Raw genomic sequence first — 23,368 nt, 5'->3', positions numbered from 1 at the left:
ATAATCATAAAACATAGTGGTAAAGTGAAAAAACATGTTTCCTGTTTATATGTAAATTAGAAAGATCTTGAAAAGTGAAAGAAAAACAAGCAAATGTCAGTACCCCTGTACAAAAATTAACTGAGAAAGACATCAAGGAATATGTAATTGAGCGTTTTAAAGAGTTAAAAAAATCAAATAAAATAAAAGATCTAGATTCATTTCAAGCGATGAATAAACACATGATTATGGCTCATAACCAAGATGAATTAAAAATTCTAGGGAATATTGTTGCCAGTAATAAAAAAATTAAATTCTCAGAGATATTGGAAGAGTATGAAAAGCATCTAAAAATAGCCTTAGAGACAGAACCCACCACCAAGACACATAGTAATGTAATATTACACATATTTGGATTTTTTTCAAATAATTTTAATCAGCAAGAGAAAGAGAAATTTTTTGAATTGTTGGCAAATTTTAAGGATGAAAAAATTTCAATTGGAGAAGTTCTTTCTGAAATTAATCCTATAATATATCGATTCAACAATACATATCTTGCAAGTCAAACATATTTTTTACTATATTCAAATCAAGAAGACAGAAATTTGTTTAAAATATTACAGTCACTGAAACTATCTAATTAGAATAATCACCAAAATAACATGTGTCAAAAATATCTAAATCAAATTAAAATACCAAGTGATTTTACATAGTTAATGAATAAAATTAGCACTAGAAATAATATTTATCAGCAGGTTAAATATGAGTATACAGACAAACTATTATGAGTCAAAGTTACAATAGTTTCTTAGCAGAAATTTACAGTGAGTTTACTTCATTAACAAATGCAAAAGAAACAGACGTCACTGATCATAACATACTGTGGACATTAGAGGAATGGATGGATGCAGGCCATGTGCGATTCACTACTTCAAGAAAAGAATTGTACAGAATCAGCATCTTACTTGAAAATTATGCGGTTAAGCATAACACCCCATTGTTAGCTACTTTTGAGACAGAAAAGAGATTCAAATATGTAGAAGACAGATACATCGAAATTCTAGAGAAAATTCCAAAAGCATGGATAATTGGAAACTTCAACAATCCATTTTTACAACCTCAACCACCTAAAGGAGCTGAAGTGATTAGTTGTGATGGAACAAATATTTCAGATATGTGGATAGTTGTAACAAAGGGTCCTAACGGCCCATTTGGTTTAGTAGCAGAGGAAATGGGAAACGGTAAATTTTCAGGATTCTTCTCAATTAGCCCACAGGTGATTCAAAAAGCAATAGACATCATAAATAAAAATCTAAGATCACAGATTGATTTTGCATGATAGTTTGTGATTACCAAAAAAATAAAATTATTTTAATTTGTAATCCGGTGATAAACATTATAAAAATTATTGAAGCGTAAAATTTGTTCCTAGAATTTTACTCATCTTACTAACTGCATGTCTACATACATTAGGATTGAGGGTGAAAAATCCTCTAAATTTGCCACTTTCATACTCTTCAGCTATCAAGCCAAATGGACCATAAGGGCCTCTAGTAATCACACTCCAGACATCAATCAATGATGTATCCTTACAATTAATCACGTTAATTTTTGGCGGAGTATCAATCTGAGTTTTACCATAATCTGCAACAACTGTTATTTTTGGTATCTGTTCAATCATTTTTTGATATCTTTTTTCAACAAATTTGTATCGAGAAATTTTTTCAAAGGTTGCAAGTAAGGGCTGACTGTTTTCTTGAGCATAATTTTCAATTAGTTTACTGATATGGAATAATTGCTTTCTTTCTGCATGAAAATTATGATAGCCAGCTTCGATAAATTTGTCCATACTCCACATTGAGAGAAGGGAGGGATCATCATCATGCCATTCTGCAAGTTGTGGAAAATCCTTCCAAACTTCACCAACAAACCCAGCATATTTTCCTAGCATAATGAACATCATCTCAAAATAAGATATAAGTTAATCTTTCAATCGAAGTAATTTGGCATCAACAAATTGTTTTTATTCTCTAAAATCACATCATATCCATGGGAAGATATGAGAAAGTTCTCAACATGTTAATGGATTACGATGAATCCATTAGACTTGCAATTATCAGCAATACATCAGGAGACATATTATGGAATTCCAAAAGATCAGATACAAAACTTCAAGTCCCAATTGCTGAAACTAAAAAAGCATTAAAACGTGAATCAGATGATTGGGTGGATAGATGTAAGGCAGCAGACCGTACAGCACTTGGGGCCCCTTTATATCACATCACAGCTTTTGAGAAAACCAAAAGAGTGACACTTCCAATTGATGCATTTCATCTGCTATTTCTAAGTGTAGATAATACACCTATGAAAAATACAAAAAAGAAAAGCTATGGGCGAATGGTTGAAATGGGAAAAATACTATCCATTGTGGATTTTGTAAATACATTTGAATAGAATTTCAATAGAGTTAACAAAACAATCTTAAATTAATTTTGACACTAGAAAAATAATCTAGAATATTTATTAACAGAAATGATTTAGATTATTTGTGGATAAATACGAAAAATTACTCAACATGATTATGGATTTTGATGATACAGTTAGATTTGCAGCAGTAACGGATGAAAAGGGGGAAATTTTATGGAACAGTCAGCGAGCAGGATTAAAAAATATTGTTCCAGTAAATGAAACCAAACAAACTATTTTGAGAGCATTACATGCGTGGAGAGAAAACACAGGTGTTAAGAAGAACATAGGTTCAGGATTATACTCAATTGCATCATATGAAAAAATTAAAAGAATTACAGTTCCTTTAGATAATGGCAAATTATTATTTTGTAGTGTAAATAATGACCCACTAAAATCATCAATTAATAAAAGAAAAAGCTACGGTCATCTTGCAGACATGGGTAAAATACTATCTATTGTTGATTTTATCAAGTCTCAAAAATAAACTAGATAAATTCACGAAGTTTTTTAATAATTATTTCTAATTAAATTTAATGAGGGATTTTGTTACCCTATGTAGAAAATACAAATTTAAAATTATGATTTCTAACCAAGTTCAAAGTGTGGATTTATAATTATATCAAGGTATGAAAAGCAATGTACATCTTAAGAGAATAATTGGGAATTGATTTTATCATGTAGTTTATCATAAATTCTAATGCAACACGATTGTAGGATTTACAAAAAGAGATTTTAAAACATAAATGTGATAAAAAAGAATTCAATTATAATAAAATATAGAATAATTGAATTTTAAAAAACAGCATTATTCATCTACCCAAATTAGATCGGTTTGCCCTTATACTGATAATCTATTACTTTATGAAATAAATTATGAGACGACATCACAGTTAAAGATACAAAAAAGAGTCCGATGAAATTTCTAATGGTCATCAATTCATTAGGCTCTGAAGCAATCAGTGAAGTTTGAAATACAACATAGAAATTATCAAACAACCAAAATGCCAAAGTGACCCATGACAAGATACCTGCCATAAAGTAACCCAAACGAGTCTTATTCCGTATGAAAATCAAAGATACAAAGATGACAGAGTACCAAAGAAAAGAACCAATTAACCACAGAGGTTGATAAACATCAGATCTATCATCCAGCCAATAATAAGAAGTTCCAACAACAGCCAAAGCCAATAATGAAATTTGGATTAATTTTTGGTTAATTTTAAAACCAGTTTTTTCCTCTCTAATTTTAGATGTGGGAGGAGATGAATTCATTTCTTTAGTAGCAATATCAATTGATTCACGAACAGATTTCAATTTCATTGGAATGATTTTTGTGATTTTGTCATCAGTTACAACGGTATCATGTACAAGACTATCAATTAGTGGCCTTGCAAGTGAAGCCTTAACAGGAGTGATAAGATCCACCCAATAAGATGAGAGCCTAGTAGTCAAAAAAGGAATCTGTAGAACAAACAAATTCCTATTCAAATATGCAGAATAGATTCTCATTAATTCCTCATATGTCATTTTATCAGGACCACCAATTTCAAAAATTTGACCCATAGTTTCAGGCTTGGAAAGACATTCAGCCAAATAGAAAACTACATCATCAACAGCAATAGGCTGAGCCAATGATTTAACCCAGGAAGGACAAACCATTACAGGTAATCGCTCGACAAGATAACGTAACATTGCATATGAGCCACCCTGTGCACCAATAATTAAGGATGCACGAAATTCAGTTACAGGAATAGAACCAGAGCGAAGTATATCACCTACATCCTTACGACTTTTCATATGGGGAGACAATTCAAGGCTGTCATTTACCAATCCTCCCAAATAGATTATTCTTTTTACACCTGCTTTTGTTGCAGCTTCAAGAAAATTCTGAGCTTGTACTTTTTCACGATTTGCAAATTCTTGCCATTCGTTTTTACTTCCCTCCATAGAATGAAGCAGGTAGTAAGCAACTTCAATTCCTTGCATAGATTTTATCAGTTGATCTTTGTCAAAAACATCTGCCTGTACATATTTGGCATTGTTAGTGTCATCTAATTTTTTTCTACTTAATCCTGTAACAGTGTAACCATTTGATGAAAGTAAAGACAGTAATCGAGATCCGATAAAACCAGTCACGCCAGTAACCATGATGGAAAAAGGAGAAGTTTGATTAATTTTTTCATTCAAGAGTGATTGATTTATCATTTTAGTCTACCACAAAATAATAATGAATAGCAAAGGATAAAACTCTTAGAACATTGTTTTTCCATATTGTGCATTTTAATTCAGAATATTTAAACTAGGGATAATTAATCCATCTAGTGGTAATTTCAGAGTATTCATTTACAAACAGTCATAAAAAAGACATAAAAAAAGGATTAATTGGCACTATATGACTAAATTAGCACCAGTTAAATACTATTTTTAAAAATATAAACTATGGTCTACATCAGAGCTAAGAAAGTAAAATCTGATCAATATCTCTACCTAGTCAAAAGTGTCTGGGATTCAAAGAAAAGTACATCCAAGCAAGAAATTGTAAAATATCTAGGTAAAGCATCAGAAGTAGTAAAAGACGACATCCCAATAGAGTATAGAGACAATCCCAAGGTCCTCTCAGTACTTGCATCTTACAATCCAAAAGACATAAAGAAAAGGGAAGAATCCACACAAAAATCAAAACGACAACTTTATAAAAAATTGACAGAAGGCAACATAGAAGAATGCGTGAAAATATATCAAGACTATACAAAAATTTTTAACGCGTCTGATTTTTTTGATAAAATTCTAAAACAAGTAATGTATGATATTGGAGAAGATTGGGCAAATAACAAAATAAGTATCGCAACAGAACATGTCGCAAGCAACATTGCACAAACATTAGTTAAAATTATTATGGATAGTGTTTCAGGATCATCAAACAAGAAAAAAATTCTAATATGTGTTCCTTTAGGAGAGGAGCACCATTTGGGATGTGATGTTTTAGAAACTTATCTTTCAATAAAAGGATTCAAAGTATACAATATTGGAACGTCGATTCCAACAGAATCCATAATTAGTTTTATCGATAACAATAAGCCAGACATGGTATTTGTATCAATTACATTACCAGACAATATTTCAGCCGGTCAAAGATTAGTAAGAAAAATTAATGACGAATGTAAGATTCCAATTCTAATTGGAGGATATGCCATGCAAACTAAAAATATTCCAAAGTTTGATGCAAAGATTATTTCAGAAGTTAATTTGGAAGAATTACCAAAAATCATCAGAAATGCTCAATAAAAATATCAGCATTTCAAATAAGATTCGATTTTAGGATGACAAAGAATTGAACTGTGTGCAGCTGAATCAGTCCCAATGCCATAACTTACAGTTGAATCTCCAACAAAAAACAATCCATTAATTCCAGGAATTTGATGAGGCATTTTCGATTTCCAAACTTTTCCGGGCTCCTTGACTACCGATTCGACTAATTTCCAGGCCATAGGTCGCTCCCAAATCAATTCAGATTCAAATTTTGGATAAATTGAGGCAATCTCACTCCTCATTTTATCAACAATGCCCTTGATAGCATTTGGATCATCAGTTATCGCAGGATTTACAGGAGTTCCTGCAATAATCAAATGTTCGCCAGGAGGAGAAACTGAGGGAGTGATATTAGAAATAAAAAATATTCCTTTGGTAGTATAGTCACTACCTACAGGAAATACAACCTGTCGTGAATCAATTTTTGATTTAAGTGCAAAGTGAACTTCAACCACAGATGTAGTCTTGTTTAATTTGTTAATTTTTTGAATAAATTTATCATCAATCATATTTTTGTCAAATAATTGATTTAATGCATCGTATGCGGGATATGATACAACAACACAATTTGTAGGAATGAGTTGTTCAACTCCTTGCAAGCCCTTAACGATTATACCAGTTACATTTGAATTTTCAATAATAATTTTTTTAACAGATTGCCCTGTATCCACTTCGCCATTTTTTGATAAAATATAATCAGATAAAACATGTGAAATTGAATCATACCCACCATCATCAGGATACGCAAATTCACTTGTTCCCCCCTTAAACGGATTTGCTCTAATCATGGTGCGAGTGAATTCACCAAGCGATATATGATCCGCAGTGTCTGCAAATGCCAACATGCAAACAGATTCAAAAAATGCATTTGTATCAGAATCCAAATTATTAGTGATATCAGTTAAAGGAACATCATCCCATAATTCAGTCTTTTTTAAAGAAGTGAATGCCAAAGGAAATAATATTCTTAAAAGTTTGACCCTACTTTTGAAGGGCAATAACGAAAGTCGGAGTAAATCCAAGATACCTTTAGGATAACCATGAAATCCATCAGTAGAATAAAATGAAATATCATTTACTTTTGCAAGTTTCAAATTAGTGTCAATCTTTAATTTTTTAAGAACAGTGAAAATTGCAGATTTTTTATAAAATGGCATTATATGAAATCCATTATCAAGTATGTGATTTCTAAATTTTATAGAAGCAGTTCTCCCTCCCAATTTTGAAGACTTTTCTAAAACTCGAACGTTGTGTCCTTCAGATGACAATAGGGCGGCAGTAGTTAATCCCCCCACTCCTGCACCAATCACAATTATAGGCGTATTCATGAATGGCTTATCGAAATATAATATATATACTGGTGCCAATTATGTGTGATAGTGCTAACTCATTGGCAATTTGTTTTCAATATAATATTTTTCTGCACAATTGATGAATTCAAGCATCACAGGACTCATTTTTTTCCTAAGAATATTCTCAATAAACGGAATGAATTTTAGAAGCCCATTTATTTTTAAATTTACAGAAATTAAAATAAGAGTGCCAGAAGAAGACTCTTCATAGTACTCAATAAAAGAAGTTCCTTTTAATGGACCTGTCAAAATGAAAACTTTGTGTACGTTTGGAGGTAAAACTAAATGTTTTGTTTTAACATTTACAGATTGTCCTAAAAAATTTATTTTTTCTAAAACAACAATACCAGATTCATCCTCACTAAGTATATCTAATGATTTAAAATAATTAGGCATGATATTGTGAAAATTTTTTACATCAGTGCTAATACTAAAAACAGATTCACGATTTAGCAAAGACTTGCCAGATAAGTGAAAAATAGTCATTGGACTACTTCCTCTTCAATATACTCCCAGAGATTTGATTTTGTGACAACCAAACTAGAATCAAATTTTTTCATTTGTAGATAAACTAAAGATAGCGATTTCTTAACAGAGTCTGTTTTTTCAGGATCCGTTAAAGGCAGTAATCTAATAGTTGTCTTTTTAAGACTGGTAGATATTCGAATAAAGAATTCCTGATGTAATTCATCAATTACAACTACATGTAACAATGCAGTGAATCCATTATTTTCAACATAAATACTCGAAATTCGAATAAGAGGAGATTTTTGAAAATACGGTACAAAGAATTTTGAAAATTCTAAAAGATCCACATGTTGATTTAGTACAATATGAGGCATTTGTGATTATTCTGATTTCATTTTATTTATAGAAAATTAGAAAAATAATCTAGTGCCAAAAATAATCGAAATATGATAAACTGAAGTTTATTTTAGCACTAGATTTGAAAATATAGGCGCCTTAAATAATTTAAAGCAGCATTTGGAGTATGTCAACTCAATTAGTACATCAAAAAAATTGCAAAAAAGATAACATGATTACAGATGCAAATACAGGTGAAATAGCATGCAGTAATTGTGGGGCCGTTTCATTAGAACAAATAATTGATGCGGCTGCAGAATTCAGCGGATTTAGTTCTGAGGACTATCAAAATAATTCCAGAGTAGGTATGAAGACATCACTAAAGATGGCAGACAGAGGATTATCCACAATCATGGAATCTCAAGATAAAGATTCTTCAGGTAAAAGGTTATCAAATGAAAATCGTAGAATGTTTTACCGCCTCAGAATGTGGGATAGAAACAGTCGCTCATCAATTTCCGTTAAATCATTTCAAAAGGCATTCACATTGCTAGATGGAATTAGCTCAAAATTAGCATTGCCAGAATCTGTGGTAGAAGAGACGGCATACTTGTTTAGAAAAATAGCTGCAAAGAAAATCCTTGCAGGAAGATCAACATCAGCCGTATTATGTGCCACAACATACATGACTTGCAGATTGACAGACACCCCAAGAACTCTACAAGACATAGCCAATGCAGGAAATCTAAAGAAAAAGAATTTGCAACGAGTTTACAGATTCATAATGAAAGAGTTGGAATTATATCCTGAAACATATAATCCGATGGAATTTGTTACACGTGTTGCAAAAGCAGTAGGACTGTCAGAGAAAACTGAAAGATTGGCTTTTAAAATATTGACTATTTGTGAAAAGAACAATATTTCAACTAGCAAAAATCCAATGGCAATGGCGGCTGCTGCAATAAATCTTGCATCTGGAATAAATAGTGAAAAAGTCACCCAGCTAAAAATTTCAGAAGCATCAGGCATTAGTGCAGTGACCATTAGAGATAGATCAAAAGAGATCAAAGAAAAAATTGGAGGTGAAATCTATGGGTAGAACATGCAATAATATTTGTGAAAGATACAAGGCAGAGCCAGCTCCAAACAGAATCAGGTATGAAATAGGACAAAAAAGATGCACGTTTTGTGGAATTTTTGTATTATCAGATAATGCCAGATGTATGTGCTGTAAGGCCGTTTTAAGAACAAAGCCAAGGTCCAGGAAAGCCAAATGAGGGTTTGGGACATTCCGGTTGAAAAACTATGCAGAAACCACCTACTAGGGGAGCACAGGGAATTACATGCCATGTGGTCTGTAATTACCCAAAACAAGAAAGGATATTCAAAACATCCTGAAACTATCAGATGGGTTGGAAAATTGAAGGCATTGTATCTTAGACATAATCAACAGGTTAATGAAATGAAAAGCAGAGGATATAACCACCAAAGTCCATTGGATGCAAAAAATGCAGTAGGCAAATCAAAGCAGGATGTGTATATAGATACAATATCAAAACAAATCAAAATTTTAAAACAGAAAGGATGTAATTGTAAAATATGATTTAAATTAATTATAAAAAATAAATTTATTTATGCTTCAGTAATTTTTTTCTGAATATTATCAATGTTGGAACAATGACAAATCCCATTAAAATCAAAATAGATATTGTAATAGAATTATAATCATTTACAAATAATTTTGTGTCTATCCAGGCTTTGGGTAAAATAGTAAAAAAATCAACAAGAGAAAAATCCTCAATCGTTCCAATAGCTAAACTGTATTTACCACTTTGATTTTTTTCATCCATTACCACAAGAAAATATGTCCCATCCGCCGGAATTTCTGTTTTAAATTCCTGCCTTTCCCAATAGGTGATCTGGCCAAATGGCTCATAGAATTCAACGCCAGGAAAATCTTTTTCATAGTTGATTTTTTTCTTTCCAAAATTTTCATCACCCACTAAGACAAGAGTCGGAGAATATTTTTCTAAACCAGCAATTTTAGGAACAACAATACTGGCATAAAATGAATCGCCCTCACTGGCTTCAAAAGTGTAAAACTTTGCTTCATTTTCTCCTAAATTTTCATAAATTGCCCAAGATACCCTATGATCCGGAATTTTAAGGGCAGATTCAAAATTTCTATGAGTGTCATCATGGCTGATTAATTTGTGCCCATATGCAGGATTTAATGAAACAAGAATTATAAAAAATAAAAACAATATTTTTTTCACAAATAGAATTTGGAAAGTATGTATTTTAACTACAAGTGATTTTATCCATATTGGCACTAGATTGAATTAAAGATGTTATTCATATAGCAAGAAATCCAATTCGACTCATGAAAAGATTTGAAATTCAAAAATGTATCAAGTGTGGAAAAGAATTTCATGAATGGTCTTGTGACTATTGCTATGCCAAAATTGTCAGAAATCAAGTTGAGGATTTATTATGCAACAAATAGAAAGAGTCCAAGTGGATCAAACTATTTTAGATGCAAAAATTCCAATAAGAATAGCTTTTGTAAAACCAGATGGAACACCTGGCATCATGTCATTGTGGTATGAGCAGATTGGGGATAAAATTTATTGTGCAACAAAACGATCAGCTAAAATTGTTTCGTATCTTCAAAACAATCCAAAATGTGGTTTTGAGATAGCAGCTGACATACCACCATACAAAGGCACCCGAGGAACTGGGCATGTAAAAATAGTAGAAAACAAAGGACCAGAAATTCTTAAAATTTTAATGAAGAAATATTTAGGAAATAAAGAGTCGACATTATCAAGGTATTTGAACGATAATTTAGAAGACGAAGTGGCATTAGAAATTTCACCTCAAAGTGTTTTCAATTATGATTATTCAAAGAGAATGAAGGATGTTTAAGTTATGATTGATGATGGGTGTCCCACATGCGGATCAAAGAAATATGGATTATCAAAATCAGAGGATGGGCAGGGTAATGGCATTCAGTTTTTACGATGTCAAAAATGTAAAAAAATTTGGACACCTTAAATTATTGGCACTAGTCAAAATGTTAGCCCTAGATTAAATATCATGAAGCGCTAATAGTATTGAAAGGAAATGCAACAAACAACAAGCAAAAAAACACCACAACTTAAATTTCTAGCAATTGTGGCCGTAGCTACTTCAGTGATACTAGTTTTCACAATAGCTCCCTGGAACATTCTTCCAGTATCAGTCTCTGAAGAAGTGACAGTTATCGCTGTAACAGATTATGGTTGTGTAGGTGAGTCAAGTCTTGGAAGATCAGTTGTTGTTTCAAACTGCGATGCAATTGTTGGAGATATTGTATCTGCGACATTTTACATTCCAGCAGGAGAGACAAACGGATACTTGGAAGAACTTGAAAGAAGACAAAACCCAATGGTAGATGCATGGGACAGCAGTGTCAACGGTAAAGGGTTCTCACCATAATTTTTTTTATTTTTCTAAAAATACATTATTTCTGTAAAGAAAACAAAAAGGCGCAAACCCCTAACTGCAGAACTCTGAGAGATTTCCTCTCGTGGTCAAACGTCTAAACGCCTGATTGCCTTTTTCGTTCTGCGGGGCAGCGCGGTCTAATCGCCAGATTTTACAACTAACGACATCACATAGTATAGAACAAACAACTATTTAAGATTTAGCATGAATAATTACATAAAATATAAGAAATTTATATAAATTATAATATGCTTTTCACAATTACATTATCAGTCATTAAATGACATAGTAAATTGCAACTAGAAGAAAACATGCCACGAGAATACAGAACACCAGCAATAATCTCATCATAAAGTGAGTAACAATAATTATTGATGATAGTTTAAATTAAAAAATAAGGCAATCTCAAGACAAGGTATTGCAAAGAGAAAATTTGACATATAGTTGTTCAAGAGCAATAAATGATCAGATTAAGAACACCTCATAGATTTACAAAAACATATTTTTAAGAAAAACTACAAAAAAGAGTTAATTGGTTAGATTGGAAATATACTGAATACCATTCGTTCTAATTTTGAATGATTAAAGCGGTTTGACATTCAAAATGGAATGCTGATACCAATTAACAATACAATTCTTTAGTGACAGTTGTAAACCACCAAACATGGGAAAATCAATCTTCATCAAGGAAATAATCACCATTTTAAAAGAACCCAGACTGTGTCCCACATGTCAAAAAGAAGACAGATTAGAAAAAGATGTCGTCAGAGAAGGGCGTTCAAATGGAAAGACCATATTATGCTCCAGATGTGAGGCTTTAATTGTAATTACAAATCACAATCTCAAACAAGTGGATTTATCCTCAACTAGAGATGACATAATTATGCTAAAAGAACCTCATTTGATCAGAAAAGTAGGTTATTAATTATCATTATTTTTTACTGTAAGGTTTTCTCGTCGCAGGTTTTTTTGTTGCAGGTTTTGACGGTGCATGTATTCTCTGTGTTGCTTTTTTTCTAGGCTCTTTCCTTCCACTAGCAGGGGCCAGTCGGGTAGACAATAATCCTTTTTTATCTTCAAGAAGTAGCGCAATTATACGAGGCCTAATACATCTAGCAACCTCCCAATCTTTCAAATCAGCTTTGCGAGATTCCTCTTTAATTATCAAGCCTGCCAATCCGTCACTCCAAATATGACGTTTGGTATCATATACTTCGATAATTTTTCCATGTTTAGTAATTTTAATTGCACCATGACATCTTTGAATTATTTGCAATGCCACCATTTGGTAGACTTTTTCAAAATTTGCCACATCAAAATTACATCACATCATATCAAAAAGGTTATGATTTTTGACATTGAATAATATACCATAGAAATCACAAGAAAAAGTGCTGATGATTAATCAACCTTCTAAGCTATAACTGATAGATGATGAGATTGCCGAATTATGAAGCATGTTTTAATTAATCACATTTGTCGTTCATGTACATTCACGGTCATGGATAATGGGGGAGACAAAGCAGAGGGATTATCAATACTCTCCCAAACAAACACCTGAATGCGGTATATTCCAGATTCAGCAGGGATCCAAGATTGTGCAGGAGAAAATGATTGTCTAGGAGATAATGAACCAGTCAGCCAAGATAATGAAATTACAACATCATCATTATTTCTCACTTGTGTAATATATGCAAAGTTTTGTTGTGTGTCTTGATTATTTGAAATATCAGCCATTAACATAATTTGTTCATCTACAAAATGAATTTTATCTTCAGATGAGGTCTGCGCAGTGACAGGATCACCAAAAGCAACACCCATGCCAGAAATTAAAATCAATAAAGAAAACATCATAATTTTCATAACCAGTATTAATAGGATGTATATTTAATCTAGCTAATGGGCGAGGAACTTCCTGAGAATTTTCCAGAATTTTCCATAATGTATAGGACATTAACAAATCAAATAAAAAAACTAGAAAAAAATAAAGAGGATACTCAAGGTAAAGAAAGAGAGGAAATTGAATTAAAAATCAAAAACTACGGATTGGAAATAATAAAAATTAAAAAAAAGTTTCCAGATAAATTTTTTGAAGAATTAAATTAATTATTCGTGTGCATGATCATGTCCACAATCACAAGAATGATCATCACTCTTCAAAGACATTAGTTCTTGAACCTTTTCATCTCTAATTTTTAGTAAATCCCCAACCTGGTCTTTCAAAGAAATAGAATCCCAATTTTCCCGATGCAATTCTCGCACTATGTCAATTATCTCAAGATCAACATTAAGTAGATTATCCATTAGTTGTTCTTGAGTATTCATAATAATTCATCATTACACTAGAAAAAAAACTATTCTAATCAATAATAATTTTATTCTGCTTCCATGCTTTCTTTTAGGAGATTTTTTCTAACAAGAATAGGGATATTGTAAAAGGCGGCTAATGCCATTGCATCTGAGGCACGATAATTTCTCAATATGAGGTCTTTCTTGCCTGTAAAATACAAATTTGCACGCAATACATTTCCACTTTCATAGATTTTGACCTTGACGAGCACCAACTCATTTTGCTCACAGATTTCTTCAATCATTTTGTAAATTGATGGTGCGGCTTCACCTTCAGTTTCACCAAAACTTGAGATATGTTTTGCAACTTCGCCAGAAAATGCTCTCATATGAAATTCTTTACCATTATCAGCTTTTAAAACAACCATGCCCTCAACGGCATATGGGTCAACGAATCCAACATAATCAATTTTTACAGAGTCATAATCAGGCTCTTGTACTTGATCGATTTCCATTGTACTACGCATAAACTTCCTCTTCAGTGCTTATAAAGATAGCAAAAAATCAAGATCAAACGCAAGTAAATTATTTTTTAACGATCATTACTCATGCGTAACCCCAAATTATTTAAAATCCCCAACTAAGGTAGCTTAATGTCAACTAATCCAGAAAAGGCAGTGTCGTATGTTCTAAGCAAGTACGTTACAAATTACATGAGCAAAGATGTATTGGTTCTCGGATTAGATACAAAAACTAGTGAAGCAGCTAGGATGCTACGCCATTATGAAACAGATGACATTATTGTTACAGATGAAAATAATTTACCAGTAGGAATCGTTACAGATGAAGACATTCTAAGCAAAGTTAGCGACGTTACAGTTTACGCAGAATCTACAACACTGAAAGACATCATGAGTACACCACTAATTACAATTAATGAAAAATCAACATTGCAAGACGCATTACATAAAATGCGAGATAATAATATTAGAAAACTGCCGGTAATATCAAAGAAAAATCAAGTGATTGGAATGATCTTCCAATCAGTAATTGCAAACGTTATCCGAGATGCAACAGCTACTGCACCTCGGCTTTTGAGTCCACCAGTAAAAGCAGTACTAGGCAATCTAGGCTTTGTATTACAGTTTGCAGGAGTATTATTACTTGTACCAGCTATCCTTGCCACAGTTCTAGAAGATACAATCATTGCAACAGGGATTTATCTGACCACAGTTCTATTACTAGTGACAGGATTCTTTCTGAATTCTTATGGTGAAAAATCCAGCCTAAATCTACAACAAGCGTCAATTTTGGTATTTGCGAGCCTATTTTTACTAACATTGTTTGGAACGGTTCCATATCTGTATGTTCTTCCAAGTGATGAAACGAGTGTAGAGGCATTTAGTAATGCATTTTTTTCAAGTGCGGCAGGATTTACGACAGGGGGGATATCATTATTTGATGAACCAGAAAAACTCTCTCAGAGTTTTACATTTTTCAGAAGCTATACTCAACTGGTAGGAGGAATGAGTTTCATTTATCTGGTAATAACTGCATTTTATCCAGAATCAAAATTGCAATCTATGCGTGGTTTCATATCCGGAAGAACACTACACATGAAAGAATTATTCCTAACCATTACTGTTATCTTTGCTATTTACATTGTAATCGTAGCATCATTGTTGTATGTATTTGGTGAAAGAAACATCATAGATAATTTCGCATTAGCTATGAGTACTCTTGCAACAGGAGGATTCATACCAAATTCAACAATTCTCGACAATTTAGTTTGGCAAGAACATGTCATCCTAATGGGGGCAATGATACTAGGTGCGCTACCATTTACATTCCACTATGCATTTGTAAGAAAAAAATTCCTTTCACCAAAACTTGGAAAAGAAGTTTTACTATACTTTGCAATTTTGGGAAGTGCGACGGTCTTGTTCGTAGGAATTAGTGGTTTAGATCCCATGATAAGTGCATTTTATTCTGTATCAGCAAGTACTACTGCAGGACTTCAACAAGAAAGTCTTGCAGGGTTAAACGGGGGGGCTCATGCAATTTTGATAATATTGATGGTCATTGGAGGGTGTGGATTTTCTACAGCAGGAGGATTGAAAATATTCAGATTATTTCACCTTAAAGATGTTAGAGCATTATTGAGCAAAGTGAAAAGAGCAAAACTCTCAAGTCAAGCAAAAAAAGAAGTCATCTCCACATTGATCATAATTGCACTATTTCCCATAATTTCAACAATCACAGGGCTGCATCTTGCAGAAATAGAAGATGTTCCATTCCAAGATGCTTTCTTTGAATCAGTAGGCGTAATCACCACAGGCGGATTATCTGCAGGAGTGATAGATTTTGACACAGACCCAGCAACAAAAATTGTCCTAGGGTTTCTAATGATTTTTGGCAGATTGGAAATAATTGCAATCATTTACATTTTTGTTCCAAAACTTAGTTAAGATGGGATTTGATTTTATATTAAAAATCATGACTGTGCAGAATAAAAATACCAATCAAGGGAAAAAACTAATCGTTTTAGGATTTGCAGCTATTGGAATTTTGTTTTTGATGTATGGAAGATATCAAGATCCTGAATTGCTAACTCCAAGTGCAATAGACACAATACAAAGAATTGCCTATGGGTTTTACATAATTCTAATTGTATCTTTTGGAGCCATTGCTTTTGGAATGTATAGATATCATAGAGAAAAGGTAGAAAACAAGGGCAAAGATCTTTCATCAATTATTGCATTGGCAACATGGAATTCAAAATCTAGAAAAATATTTGTTGTCGTATTTATCGGATATGGGATATTTTTTTCACTAGTGTCAGGAACACTAGTGTATCAACCAGAGGTAGATTTTTCATATCATTATGGGGCAACCATTCCATCAGGGTTTGTTGCACCATGCTGTGATGAGCCAGGGTATATGCCACAAGTGATCATTTACCTTACCGAGCATGTAGGATTAAACATAATACCAATCAACCTAGTGTTACAAATTATTGTTTCATATTTGGTAGGATTAAACGCAGCGATTGCAGTTAACGCATATGCAATTTCCAAAAAAGGCAGAGGTGCAAGCAGCATAGGAGCAATAGCAGGGTTATTCATTGCTTGTCCAACATGTGCAGGATCATTTTTGTCAGTCTTTATTGGAACCGCAAGTGGAATAGCATTATCAATTGCGTTAACTCAGTTACAAACACTTTTCATCGCCATTTCAATACCCATACTACTTGTAACCCCCTATATCATGGCAAAAAAATTACGAAATTCTGATGGAAGTTGTAAAATTAATTCTGGTTAGAATTTCTTTACTTCAGGAATTTTATAATTTCCAATATCATATCCGTCACGCCTCAGGAATTTTAGAGTTAGTTTGTAAATTATTTCATCATGATCTACTTTTTCTAGAATATCGGCCCATAGAACTTTACCATTATTATCAATAATTTTTTTAAAATCTGGATTCATTGATTCTGCAATATCCTTACATTGATCAAAGGTTTTTCCGTTTTTATAAGCACGAATTTGCCTATCACAACTATCCATAAACAAGACAAATCAAAATCGTAAATAAACCTAGTATGAATAACTTCAAACAAATACTAGAGTAAAGATTGTAGAATATGGCAATAAAATCAACTGCAGAATATGTCGATTTTTTTATCAATCTAAACATGGGGGAAAACGTACCACTTTTGAGCTTTGTAAACAATGAAAGAATGGTACTAAAACAAAAATTAGAATATAAGAATTTAGAAAAAGAGCCAATAAAAAAAGGAATCGAGATATTAGAGAAGTTAGTAACAGAAATTAGCGAGATGGGAGAAAAAGCAGTAATTGAAAAATATCAAAAATAAATTTTAGGAGAAAGAATGGATAAAAATTCAGAAATTATTAAAACGGAAATCATCAGAATACTAAATGAAAATGGAAAGATTAGAGGAACAGATCTTGCCAAAAGAGTGATAGAAAAAGTAGGTAATGAGAAAATAGTGTATAGAGAAATAAGCGCGCTAGTCGAAGCAGGGGAAATAGACAAAAAAGTTCACAGTAGGTCTCATATTGAATATGAGTTGATTAATCTCTCAGAATCAGTAAACAGACAACTAAAAAATCTGCACAAAGAAGTAGAAATAATATTTGAAGAAATTACAAATTTTGAAATTATTGTAAAAGATGAAGATTTTTCATATCATGAAAGATTAAGATCAATCATTCATCAAATACACATAGTTCAATCAACTGATGGAATAATGAAACTGTTGTCATATTATCCTGCTTTTAAAAAAGATAAAATGTATTCACAGATATTAAGAAAAATAAATGATTGTTGGGAATCAATAATGAACAACATAACACATCAACAAGAAGGAGATTTCCTCAATGAAGTTCTTGCAAATTTGAGAATTTCACACATTGACACAAGGAACGTAAACTAGTCTATAATTTTAACAAGGTAAATTGGTCTATCTGCCTTATCCTCATAAATGAATTCTGAAAGTTGGACATTCTTAATTTTTTTTTCTCTAAAAAAGTGGATATATGCACGATTATCAGCAGTAAGTAACTCGCAATCATTTTCTTTACAAAAAGTAGCTAAAGTTTCATCATAGTCTCTCTGTTTCAAATCTATCCCAACAACAAATATTTTATCGTAATTTTCTAGATGTTTTTTAGCATCTTCATTTACTAACCACTTACAATTTTGATCAATAAGCACATTTTTCATCAGGTATAGTGAATTTTCAACGTAACTTAAGCATTTTTTAAAACAGGTATAAAATTATCAAATAAACACTAAACAAGTTTGATAAACATTAATTGAAATTATTTTTTACTCTCTTTTTGCCTTATTCCATTACATCGGTCACAAAGTTTGTGATTTTTACCAATTCCTCTAGAACCCCTACAAGACGTTCCACATTTTTTACAAATGTAATCCATGTGTAAATCGTTTAAAATTTGGAAACTTAAGCGTATAGATTAGAATCAAATCAGTTACATTACACACAGAAAATAGACTTGTTTCAAATAATCAGACAAAGGTAAAAAATCATCAAGTACTTATTTTCATGAATGTCATAAAATGCATTGGATATAAAAAAAGAAGACACATCAGAAGAATCAAGAATAAACCACATTTCATATTATAGATCACTTGTCAAGGTAATCTCAGATATCCAAATAGAAAAAAATCAAGAAGCAGAGCCAGCAATTAAAAATCATTTAGATAATAGGATAGAGGCAATGGAGAAAGATAAAAAAAGAATCAGGGAAATGTTTCCAGATATTAGCGAGGAGGAATGGGATGGTCACACCAACTGAAAAAAATCACAACAAGCATCTAGATATGCTTCATGACTACAAAATTCACCTTGTAAAATATATTGAAATTTTAGAGAGAATGGATAAACAATCAGAATTTGCAAAAGAGTGGAATCAATCTACAATAAATGAGAGAAAGCAAGAAATTCAAGTTATCGATAAAATTTTAAAAAATCTAATTCGGTTCTAATCTAGATTTTAAGGATAAATCATATAGCGAATTACAGAAAACATTCATGTGTTCAGAAGAGACACCATCAAACCATGCTAATTCTTTATCAATACTAAATTCCTTAAAAACATATTTTAAAGTTGATTTCACATATTCAATTTCATCGTTCGCTAATTTACGAATTTCTTCTTGCATATTATCAGATAATTTATAATCACAGGTCATCAAATCGATCTGTATCAAGTAATTTCCATGGAGAGGATTTATTTTTGCCTTGATAAATGGCCTATTTTCTTGCAGACATTCTCGATAATACCTATCATATTCAAACATTTTTGAATCTCCGAAATATTTACGAAATGACATAACATCTAACAAATAAAGTTGCTAAAAAAGGCTAAAGATCAACAGTGATTTTTTTAATTTTTGTGATTAATCTGATTTTTGTACTAATGGGCATTTCAGGCTCCATTGTAAAATAAATAATATTTCGTTTTGTGTAAATAACCATCTGAGATACTTTTTCTCTTTCCACATGAACATACCTTACTTTTCCAAGAGATCTATCAAATTCTTTTCTCATAGTACGTCGTTGTGCGACTTGTTTGCAAAAATGTTCTTCTTCTTTTTGATTTTTTAAATTAGTTTTTCCAGTTTTCATTATGGCCTCACGAATATTGCCTTTAGGATCAATAATCGCTGCAAATCTCATCTTATTATCCAATTTGAGAATTTTTTGAACTACATCAAGTAAATCGACTTTTTTGACTGCCATTTCCAAATTGAAAAAACAATTTACTAAATATAAGCTATCAAGATTACAGTATGATTTACACATATTTTCTTGTTATTTATTAATCAGCAAAAATTAGTTTCAATATGAAAATGTCCATTGGAATAACAATTACAGGTATTGCCATGTTTGGAATTGGTTTGATAATGTTTTACTCAATTGAATTAGGGCAGACCGATCCAATGCTGAGATTTATCAAGAATGCAGGCACATTTATTGGCATTAGTGGGATGGGAGTAGGTCTTGCAGGAATTTTATTGTATGCAATTAGCAAAAATGAGCCGTCAATTAAAGAGCATTCTGACGTTTAAGTGAAAGATAAAAGTGGATTTTGTCAACACATGGCAATTACAATTTAGAACTCTTACAAGTGTACAAAACAACGAAATGAATTATAACAATGCATACAAATTTCAATTAGAAATGAGTGAAAAAGTTTGGCTAGGTGGAATTTATTTCAAAGACGAGGGAGGGTATGAAATCATATTGAAATCATTGAATCATTATAAAAAAAGATTAAAAACAATTCACCAGAGTCCAGAGTTAAAAGATGCAGCTGCAATGTTTGCATCCGTGTTAAACCAACAAGCAAGAAAAACAGTTCCGATAATTGATGAATTAATAGAAAAAATTCAAACCAGTCTGGAGGATATCAAAAACGTGAATAATTTACAAGAGGACATCCCATTTTTACAGAAGGCATTAACATGCTATGAATCAGATATTCATAAAGCTGAAGATACAGGACACGAGTATTTTGTAAAATTGATTGGAGATGCATCTCAAGGACGAGAGGATTTGGAAATAATCAAAACAGCATTAGAAAAAATAAATAATTTTTCAGAATAATTTACAATCCCTGCAAATACCAATCAAAATAGGGCATCAGAGCCTTGCATTGTTTCTTTTTATCTTCCTCATCCACAGAATCTAGAATTTTTTGCATTTTACCTTCCAAATAATCTGAAATCAATTTATTTTTGAAATATGGTTTAATTTGATTTAAAATTTCAAGAATTGTTTTAGATTTCGTTTGTTCAAAATCGTCTAAAATTATTTTTATTTCCTTTTCTAATGACATAATATCAATCCAATTATTGATTTATAGAATTTAAATCCTCATCATCCCATGTTAAACGAAACTTGCCAGTTACTCTGAACATATTTAATTTTCCTCCCTCCTTGAAAAGCAGTTTGTATGATTTATGAGAAGTGTCTTCGATTTCCAAACCAACGTCATTTTTTACAGTTTGAAAAACAATGGGATTATTTGAGATTTGACGCCATTCATCATCATCAAAATCCATGTAAAATTTTGTATACAATAGACCCATTTGAATATAATAAAACGACCCCGAATAAATAACTAGATGTAATGCTAAGCATTCATGGTAGTTTGAGGTAGCAGTGCACCTAAATCACTTACAACCGTAGGGAAAACGATGTCAAAATCTTTGTCTTTTCGCATTACTTCAAAAACATGATTGATCAGTTGCTGTATTGTCAAATGCTCATCGCGATATAGTGTCTTTTTAGGATTTTTTGCAGAATCTAAAAATGTAAACCCACTATCAGTGCGAAGTAAATTTTTCAACAAAGTATATGCCAAAGAAATCTTCTCATCAACATCTTTATGAGAATAGTGGGCATCTAGTTTTTTAATTTGTATCTTTAAGTCATGATATGAAGTATTGGTGTCTCTTTCAACACGGTGTTGAAGTTTTTCTTCATAATTTGCAGTAGGGGAATAAAATTTCATATTCCCACGAATAGTTACAAAGATTATTTCTTTTTCCAGTAACGAGTCCCTAGTTTTTTCAAAGGTTGTTTTTGCCATGAATTTTGGAACGATTTGTTTCAGTAACGCATTATGATGCAAATTTGGGTTATTCTGGATACTCTGAAATACAATACGTTCACGCCCATGTATTTCCAAAGTAGGCTCAATTTGACTTATCACATCTAGGTCGACCTTATGTAAACAGGTTAACTATAAATCATTTTCTGGACAATTGTCGAACTATTCATTCAAAAATTGAGAGTGAAATTCAAGATCGAAAAGGAATGGAAACATACCGTATTCACTATCACCAATTATCAACCCATCATTATCTGGAACATAAATCAAAGTTTGAAATGATTCTTGCATGTCACTAGTAAAAAGCTCAAGATTAATACCAATAATATTTACAGAAAAAGAATTTGAAAAAGGAATTGTATTTTTTACTTGAGTACCAGAAATATTTTCATAATTTTGAAGTAAATTTTCAGATATTATAATTTCAACACCACCATCACTTTTTTCCACATATGCTTCCAAAGCCAATAAAATGTCAGGATTGATATTTGTTAAAATGACTGCTTTTATTTTTTTGGCAGAAATTTTTTGGAATTCATCAATTATTTCTTGGTTAGAGTTGTATGAACTCAATGAATCAATCACAATAACACCGGTATTGCCTTCAATAAAGAAACTTGTAGAACCGTCATAATCTAGAACATTCCAAATATTTCTACCAATTTGACGAATTATTGGATATGTATCAGAATCATCAGAATATGGAATTATATCTTCAACAGTTTCTGATTCTTCATCAATCAGAATTTCTTCTTCTCCCATCAAAATTTCTTGCTCTTCTTCAAGAGGTAACTCAATCATCTCGACTATATTTTCAGAAAGTAGATTGTTAGTAATTTCAACAGACATATCATCTTGTTCATCTATTAAATTTTTAACGATTTCAGCTAATCCCAAACGTTCCCAAGTATTTGCAGCTGAATAACTCGTACAGATATTATCATGGTAAGAAAAGTGATATACCAAGATATTTCCATCTCTGCAAGTAGAATCAACATCCGAATATGTCACAGTATGTTTTGGGGCCGGAGGCGGAGCACCAGGAAATTCAGTTGGTTCAACTTTAGAATTCTCTTTTGTAGAATTTTGAGAGTTTTCTTTAATGATTTCAGCCATGCCCAATTCTACCCACCTATCAGCAGTAGATGGTTCAACGCAAACAAAATCTTTGTAAGCAAATCGATACACCAGAGTTTGAGCATCCCTACATCCTGCCTGAATGTCTTCCTGAGCTTCAGACTCTGTTGATGAATATGAGTATGGAATGGTTGCGGAAGTAAGAAGAATAAGTAATACGGGTAAAACTAGAAATTTTTTATGCATGATATGATAAGATATGGAGAGATTTTTAATATATTGTGGGTTATGTAATTTTTTTACACATACATCAGTTTTACGGTCAAATTCAGCAAAATGGATCAAAAATTCCAGTTTCAGACCAACTTTGATATTTATTCGTACAAATAATTGACTTCCAAGAGAATTTAGATTATTCATAACTCATTACTT

General features: G+C 32.0%; 37 protein-coding genes. 19 read left to right on the top strand and 18 right to left on the bottom strand.

Annotated features, from left to right (window positions below):
• The first annotated feature begins 74 nt into the window (after positions 1 to 74).
• Together ACW9XH_RS06120 and ACW9XH_RS06115 are read left to right on the top strand one after the other, a co-directional pair.
• Positions 75 to 623, top strand: a complete 549-nt coding sequence (locus tag ACW9XH_RS06120) for a DUF1722 domain-containing protein (RefSeq protein WP_457759753.1) — start codon at positions 75 to 77, stop codon at positions 621 to 623.
• Between the two features lie 140 nt (positions 624 to 763).
• Positions 764 to 1,318 (top strand): hypothetical protein, encoded by a 555-nt coding sequence (locus ACW9XH_RS06115; protein WP_457759752.1) that lies wholly within the window; start codon positions 764 to 766, stop codon positions 1,316 to 1,318.
• 66 nt (positions 1,319 to 1,384) lie between these two features.
• On the opposite strand, the gene ACW9XH_RS06110 is transcribed toward ACW9XH_RS06115, so the two are convergent.
• Positions 1,385 to 1,930 (bottom strand): hypothetical protein, encoded by a 546-nt coding sequence (locus ACW9XH_RS06110; RefSeq protein ID WP_457759751.1) that lies wholly within the window; start codon positions 1,928 to 1,930, stop codon positions 1,385 to 1,387.
• 98 nt (positions 1,931 to 2,028) lie between these two features.
• On the opposite strand from ACW9XH_RS06110, the gene ACW9XH_RS06105 reads away from it, so the two are divergent.
• Positions 2,029 to 2,433: a hypothetical protein gene (locus ACW9XH_RS06105; protein WP_457759750.1), complete on the top strand. Its 405-nt coding sequence runs from the start codon at positions 2,029 to 2,031 to the stop codon at positions 2,431 to 2,433.
• 94 nt (positions 2,434 to 2,527) lie between these two features.
• Positions 2,528 to 2,932 (top strand): hypothetical protein, encoded by a 405-nt coding sequence (locus ACW9XH_RS06100; protein WP_457759749.1) that lies wholly within the window; start codon positions 2,528 to 2,530, stop codon positions 2,930 to 2,932.
• 338 nt (positions 2,933 to 3,270) lie between these two features.
• On the opposite strand, the gene ACW9XH_RS06095 is transcribed toward ACW9XH_RS06100, so the two are convergent.
• Positions 3,271 to 4,653, bottom strand: coding sequence for an NAD-dependent epimerase/dehydratase family protein (locus ACW9XH_RS06095; RefSeq protein WP_457759748.1), 1,383 nt, complete (start codon positions 4,651 to 4,653; stop codon positions 3,271 to 3,273).
• 234 nt (positions 4,654 to 4,887) lie between these two features.
• On the opposite strand from ACW9XH_RS06095, the gene ACW9XH_RS06090 reads away from it, so the two are divergent.
• On the top strand, positions 4,888 to 5,733 hold the full coding sequence (locus ACW9XH_RS06090) for a cobalamin B12-binding domain-containing protein (protein ID WP_457759747.1): 846 nt from the start codon (positions 4,888 to 4,890) through the stop codon (positions 5,731 to 5,733).
• Positions 5,734 to 5,738: 5 nt separating this feature from the next.
• On the opposite strand, the gene ACW9XH_RS06085 is transcribed toward ACW9XH_RS06090, so the two are convergent.
• The 3 genes from ACW9XH_RS06085 to ACW9XH_RS06075 are packed head-to-tail and all read right to left on the bottom strand — an operon-like array spanning position 5,739 to position 7,951.
• Positions 5,739 to 7,085, bottom strand: coding sequence for a phytoene desaturase family protein (locus ACW9XH_RS06085; protein WP_457759746.1), 1,347 nt, complete (start codon positions 7,083 to 7,085; stop codon positions 5,739 to 5,741).
• Positions 7,086 to 7,139: 54 nt separating this feature from the next.
• A complete protein-coding gene (locus ACW9XH_RS06080; RefSeq protein WP_457759745.1) occupies positions 7,140 to 7,595 on the bottom strand; it encodes a hypothetical protein in 456 nt (151 codons plus the stop codon).
• On the bottom strand, positions 7,592 to 7,951 hold the full coding sequence (locus tag ACW9XH_RS06075; protein ID WP_457759744.1) for a hypothetical protein: 360 nt from the start codon (positions 7,949 to 7,951) through the stop codon (positions 7,592 to 7,594). Before ACW9XH_RS06075 ends, ACW9XH_RS06080 begins: the two co-directional genes overlap by 4 nt.
• A 149-nt stretch (positions 7,952 to 8,100) precedes the next feature.
• Between ACW9XH_RS06075 and ACW9XH_RS06070 the strand changes: the two genes are divergently transcribed.
• Together ACW9XH_RS06070 and ACW9XH_RS06065 are read left to right on the top strand one after the other, a co-directional pair.
• Positions 8,101 to 9,012, top strand: a complete 912-nt coding sequence (locus ACW9XH_RS06070) for a transcription initiation factor IIB (RefSeq protein WP_457759743.1) — start codon at positions 8,101 to 8,103, stop codon at positions 9,010 to 9,012.
• Between the two features lie 174 nt (positions 9,013 to 9,186).
• On the top strand, positions 9,187 to 9,516 hold the full coding sequence (locus tag ACW9XH_RS06065) for a pyrimidine dimer DNA glycosylase/endonuclease V (RefSeq protein ID WP_457759742.1): 330 nt from the start codon (positions 9,187 to 9,189) through the stop codon (positions 9,514 to 9,516).
• 25 nt (positions 9,517 to 9,541) lie between these two features.
• Here the strand turns inward: ACW9XH_RS06065 and ACW9XH_RS06060 are convergent, their stop codons facing one another.
• Positions 9,542 to 10,189: a hypothetical protein gene (locus ACW9XH_RS06060; RefSeq protein WP_457759741.1), complete on the bottom strand. Its 648-nt coding sequence runs from the start codon at positions 10,187 to 10,189 to the stop codon at positions 9,542 to 9,544.
• A gap of 217 nt (positions 10,190 to 10,406) precedes the next feature.
• On the opposite strand from ACW9XH_RS06060, the gene ACW9XH_RS06055 reads away from it, so the two are divergent.
• From ACW9XH_RS06055 to ACW9XH_RS06045, 3 genes are all read left to right on the top strand, one after another.
• Entirely contained in the window at positions 10,407 to 10,841 is a 435-nt protein-coding gene (locus tag ACW9XH_RS06055; RefSeq protein ID WP_457759740.1) for a pyridoxamine 5'-phosphate oxidase family protein, read from the top strand.
• A 198-nt stretch (positions 10,842 to 11,039) separates the two neighbouring features.
• Complete coding sequence (locus ACW9XH_RS06050) at positions 11,040 to 11,393, top strand: hypothetical protein (protein ID WP_457759739.1); 354 nt, start codon at positions 11,040 to 11,042, stop codon at positions 11,391 to 11,393.
• Positions 11,394 to 12,066: 673 nt separating this feature from the next.
• Positions 12,067 to 12,327 carry a hypothetical protein gene (locus tag ACW9XH_RS06045; protein WP_457759738.1) on the top strand — a complete coding sequence of 87 codons (261 nt, stop codon included), beginning with the start codon at positions 12,067 to 12,069 and terminating at the stop codon, positions 12,325 to 12,327.
• A gap of 6 nt (positions 12,328 to 12,333) precedes the next feature.
• Here ACW9XH_RS06045 and ACW9XH_RS06040 read toward each other — a convergent pair whose 3' ends face one another.
• Positions 12,334 to 12,714, bottom strand: coding sequence for a hypothetical protein (locus ACW9XH_RS06040; RefSeq protein WP_457759737.1), 381 nt, complete (start codon positions 12,712 to 12,714; stop codon positions 12,334 to 12,336).
• A 158-nt stretch (positions 12,715 to 12,872) separates the two neighbouring features.
• Positions 12,873 to 13,265: a hypothetical protein gene (locus tag ACW9XH_RS06035; protein ID WP_457759736.1), complete on the bottom strand. Its 393-nt coding sequence runs from the start codon at positions 13,263 to 13,265 to the stop codon at positions 12,873 to 12,875.
• Between the two features lie 36 nt (positions 13,266 to 13,301).
• On the opposite strand from ACW9XH_RS06035, the gene ACW9XH_RS06030 reads away from it, so the two are divergent.
• Positions 13,302 to 13,508, top strand: coding sequence for a hypothetical protein (locus ACW9XH_RS06030; protein WP_457759735.1), 207 nt, complete (start codon positions 13,302 to 13,304; stop codon positions 13,506 to 13,508).
• On the opposite strand, the gene ACW9XH_RS06025 is transcribed toward ACW9XH_RS06030, so the two are convergent.
• The gene (locus tag ACW9XH_RS06025) at positions 13,509 to 13,727 is read right to left on the bottom strand and encodes a hypothetical protein (RefSeq protein WP_457759734.1); all 219 of its coding nucleotides are present in this window, start codon (positions 13,725 to 13,727) and stop codon (positions 13,509 to 13,511) included. It abuts the gene before it with no gap.
• A 50-nt stretch (positions 13,728 to 13,777) separates the two neighbouring features.
• Positions 13,778 to 14,206 carry a bifunctional nuclease family protein gene (locus ACW9XH_RS06020; protein WP_457760027.1) on the bottom strand — a complete coding sequence of 143 codons (429 nt, stop codon included), beginning with the start codon at positions 14,204 to 14,206 and terminating at the stop codon, positions 13,778 to 13,780.
• A gap of 138 nt (positions 14,207 to 14,344) precedes the next feature.
• Between ACW9XH_RS06020 and ACW9XH_RS06015 the strand changes: the two genes are divergently transcribed.
• Complete coding sequence (locus tag ACW9XH_RS06015; protein WP_457759733.1) at positions 14,345 to 16,159, top strand: CBS domain-containing protein; 1,815 nt, start codon at positions 14,345 to 14,347, stop codon at positions 16,157 to 16,159.
• 28 nt (positions 16,160 to 16,187) lie between these two features.
• Positions 16,188 to 17,012: a hypothetical protein gene (locus tag ACW9XH_RS06010; protein WP_457759732.1), complete on the top strand. Its 825-nt coding sequence runs from the start codon at positions 16,188 to 16,190 to the stop codon at positions 17,010 to 17,012.
• On the opposite strand, the gene ACW9XH_RS06005 is transcribed toward ACW9XH_RS06010, so the two are convergent.
• Complete coding sequence (locus ACW9XH_RS06005) at positions 17,009 to 17,257, bottom strand: hypothetical protein (RefSeq protein WP_457759731.1); 249 nt, start codon at positions 17,255 to 17,257, stop codon at positions 17,009 to 17,011. The two genes, ACW9XH_RS06010 and ACW9XH_RS06005, sit on opposite strands and share 4 nt — an antisense overlap.
• Before the next feature lie 77 nt (positions 17,258 to 17,334).
• Here ACW9XH_RS06005 and ACW9XH_RS06000 point away from each other — a divergent pair, with 77 nt between their 5' ends.
• Together ACW9XH_RS06000 and ACW9XH_RS05995 are read left to right on the top strand one after the other, a co-directional pair.
• Positions 17,335 to 17,568, top strand: coding sequence for a hypothetical protein (locus tag ACW9XH_RS06000; protein WP_457759730.1), 234 nt, complete (start codon positions 17,335 to 17,337; stop codon positions 17,566 to 17,568).
• 15 nt (positions 17,569 to 17,583) lie between these two features.
• Positions 17,584 to 18,150 (top strand): hypothetical protein, encoded by a 567-nt coding sequence (locus ACW9XH_RS05995; RefSeq protein WP_457759729.1) that lies wholly within the window; start codon positions 17,584 to 17,586, stop codon positions 18,148 to 18,150.
• Here the strand turns inward: ACW9XH_RS05995 and ACW9XH_RS05990 are convergent.
• Positions 18,147 to 18,440 carry a hypothetical protein gene (locus ACW9XH_RS05990; RefSeq protein WP_457759728.1) on the bottom strand — a complete coding sequence of 98 codons (294 nt, stop codon included), beginning with the start codon at positions 18,438 to 18,440 and terminating at the stop codon, positions 18,147 to 18,149. The genes ACW9XH_RS05995 and ACW9XH_RS05990 overlap by 4 nt on opposite strands.
• Before the next feature lie 362 nt (positions 18,441 to 18,802).
• Here ACW9XH_RS05990 and ACW9XH_RS05985 point away from each other — a divergent pair, with 362 nt between their 5' ends.
• Both ACW9XH_RS05985 and ACW9XH_RS05980 read left to right on the top strand, forming a co-directional pair.
• Positions 18,803 to 19,036, top strand: a complete 234-nt coding sequence (locus ACW9XH_RS05985; RefSeq protein WP_457759727.1) for a hypothetical protein — start codon at positions 18,803 to 18,805, stop codon at positions 19,034 to 19,036.
• Positions 19,020 to 19,226, top strand: a complete 207-nt coding sequence (locus ACW9XH_RS05980; protein WP_457759726.1) for a hypothetical protein — start codon at positions 19,020 to 19,022, stop codon at positions 19,224 to 19,226. The genes ACW9XH_RS05985 and ACW9XH_RS05980 overlap by 17 nt, the downstream gene beginning before the upstream one ends.
• Here the strand turns inward: ACW9XH_RS05980 and ACW9XH_RS05975 are convergent.
• Complete coding sequence (locus tag ACW9XH_RS05975) at positions 19,212 to 19,574, bottom strand: hypothetical protein (protein ID WP_457759725.1); 363 nt, start codon at positions 19,572 to 19,574, stop codon at positions 19,212 to 19,214. The genes ACW9XH_RS05980 and ACW9XH_RS05975 overlap by 15 nt on opposite strands.
• A 31-nt stretch (positions 19,575 to 19,605) precedes the next feature.
• Positions 19,606 to 19,983, bottom strand: coding sequence for a DUF6659 family protein (locus tag ACW9XH_RS05970; protein ID WP_457759724.1), 378 nt, complete (start codon positions 19,981 to 19,983; stop codon positions 19,606 to 19,608).
• A 110-nt stretch (positions 19,984 to 20,093) separates the two neighbouring features.
• On the opposite strand from ACW9XH_RS05970, the gene ACW9XH_RS05965 reads away from it, so the two are divergent.
• Both ACW9XH_RS05965 and ACW9XH_RS05960 read left to right on the top strand, forming a co-directional pair.
• Positions 20,094 to 20,312: a hypothetical protein gene (locus tag ACW9XH_RS05965; protein WP_457759723.1), complete on the top strand. Its 219-nt coding sequence runs from the start codon at positions 20,094 to 20,096 to the stop codon at positions 20,310 to 20,312.
• Between the two features lie 112 nt (positions 20,313 to 20,424).
• Positions 20,425 to 20,850, top strand: coding sequence for a hypothetical protein (locus tag ACW9XH_RS05960; RefSeq protein ID WP_457760026.1), 426 nt, complete (start codon positions 20,425 to 20,427; stop codon positions 20,848 to 20,850).
• Position 20,851: 1 nt separating this feature from the next.
• Here ACW9XH_RS05960 and ACW9XH_RS05955 read toward each other — a convergent pair whose 3' ends face one another.
• The 4 genes from ACW9XH_RS05955 to ACW9XH_RS05940 form a co-directional block, all read right to left on the bottom strand.
• Entirely contained in the window at positions 20,852 to 21,082 is a 231-nt protein-coding gene (locus ACW9XH_RS05955; protein WP_457759722.1) for a hypothetical protein, read from the bottom strand.
• Positions 21,083 to 21,095: 13 nt separating this feature from the next.
• The gene (locus ACW9XH_RS05950; RefSeq protein ID WP_457759721.1) at positions 21,096 to 21,308 is read right to left on the bottom strand and encodes a hypothetical protein; all 213 of its coding nucleotides are present in this window, start codon (positions 21,306 to 21,308) and stop codon (positions 21,096 to 21,098) included.
• A 71-nt stretch (positions 21,309 to 21,379) separates the two neighbouring features.
• The gene (locus ACW9XH_RS05945) at positions 21,380 to 21,838 is read right to left on the bottom strand and encodes a hypothetical protein (RefSeq protein WP_457759720.1); all 459 of its coding nucleotides are present in this window, start codon (positions 21,836 to 21,838) and stop codon (positions 21,380 to 21,382) included.
• A gap of 183 nt (positions 21,839 to 22,021) precedes the next feature.
• Positions 22,022 to 23,356 (bottom strand): MBL fold metallo-hydrolase, encoded by a 1,335-nt coding sequence (locus ACW9XH_RS05940; RefSeq protein WP_457759719.1) that lies wholly within the window; start codon positions 23,354 to 23,356, stop codon positions 22,022 to 22,024.
• Positions 23,357 to 23,368 lie beyond the last annotated feature (12 nt).

The organism is Candidatus Nitrosopumilus sp. bin_32a, assembly GCF_054095935.1.
The sequence above is the reverse complement of the archived record's forward strand: the minus strand, read 5'-3'. Positions and strand labels throughout refer to the sequence as shown.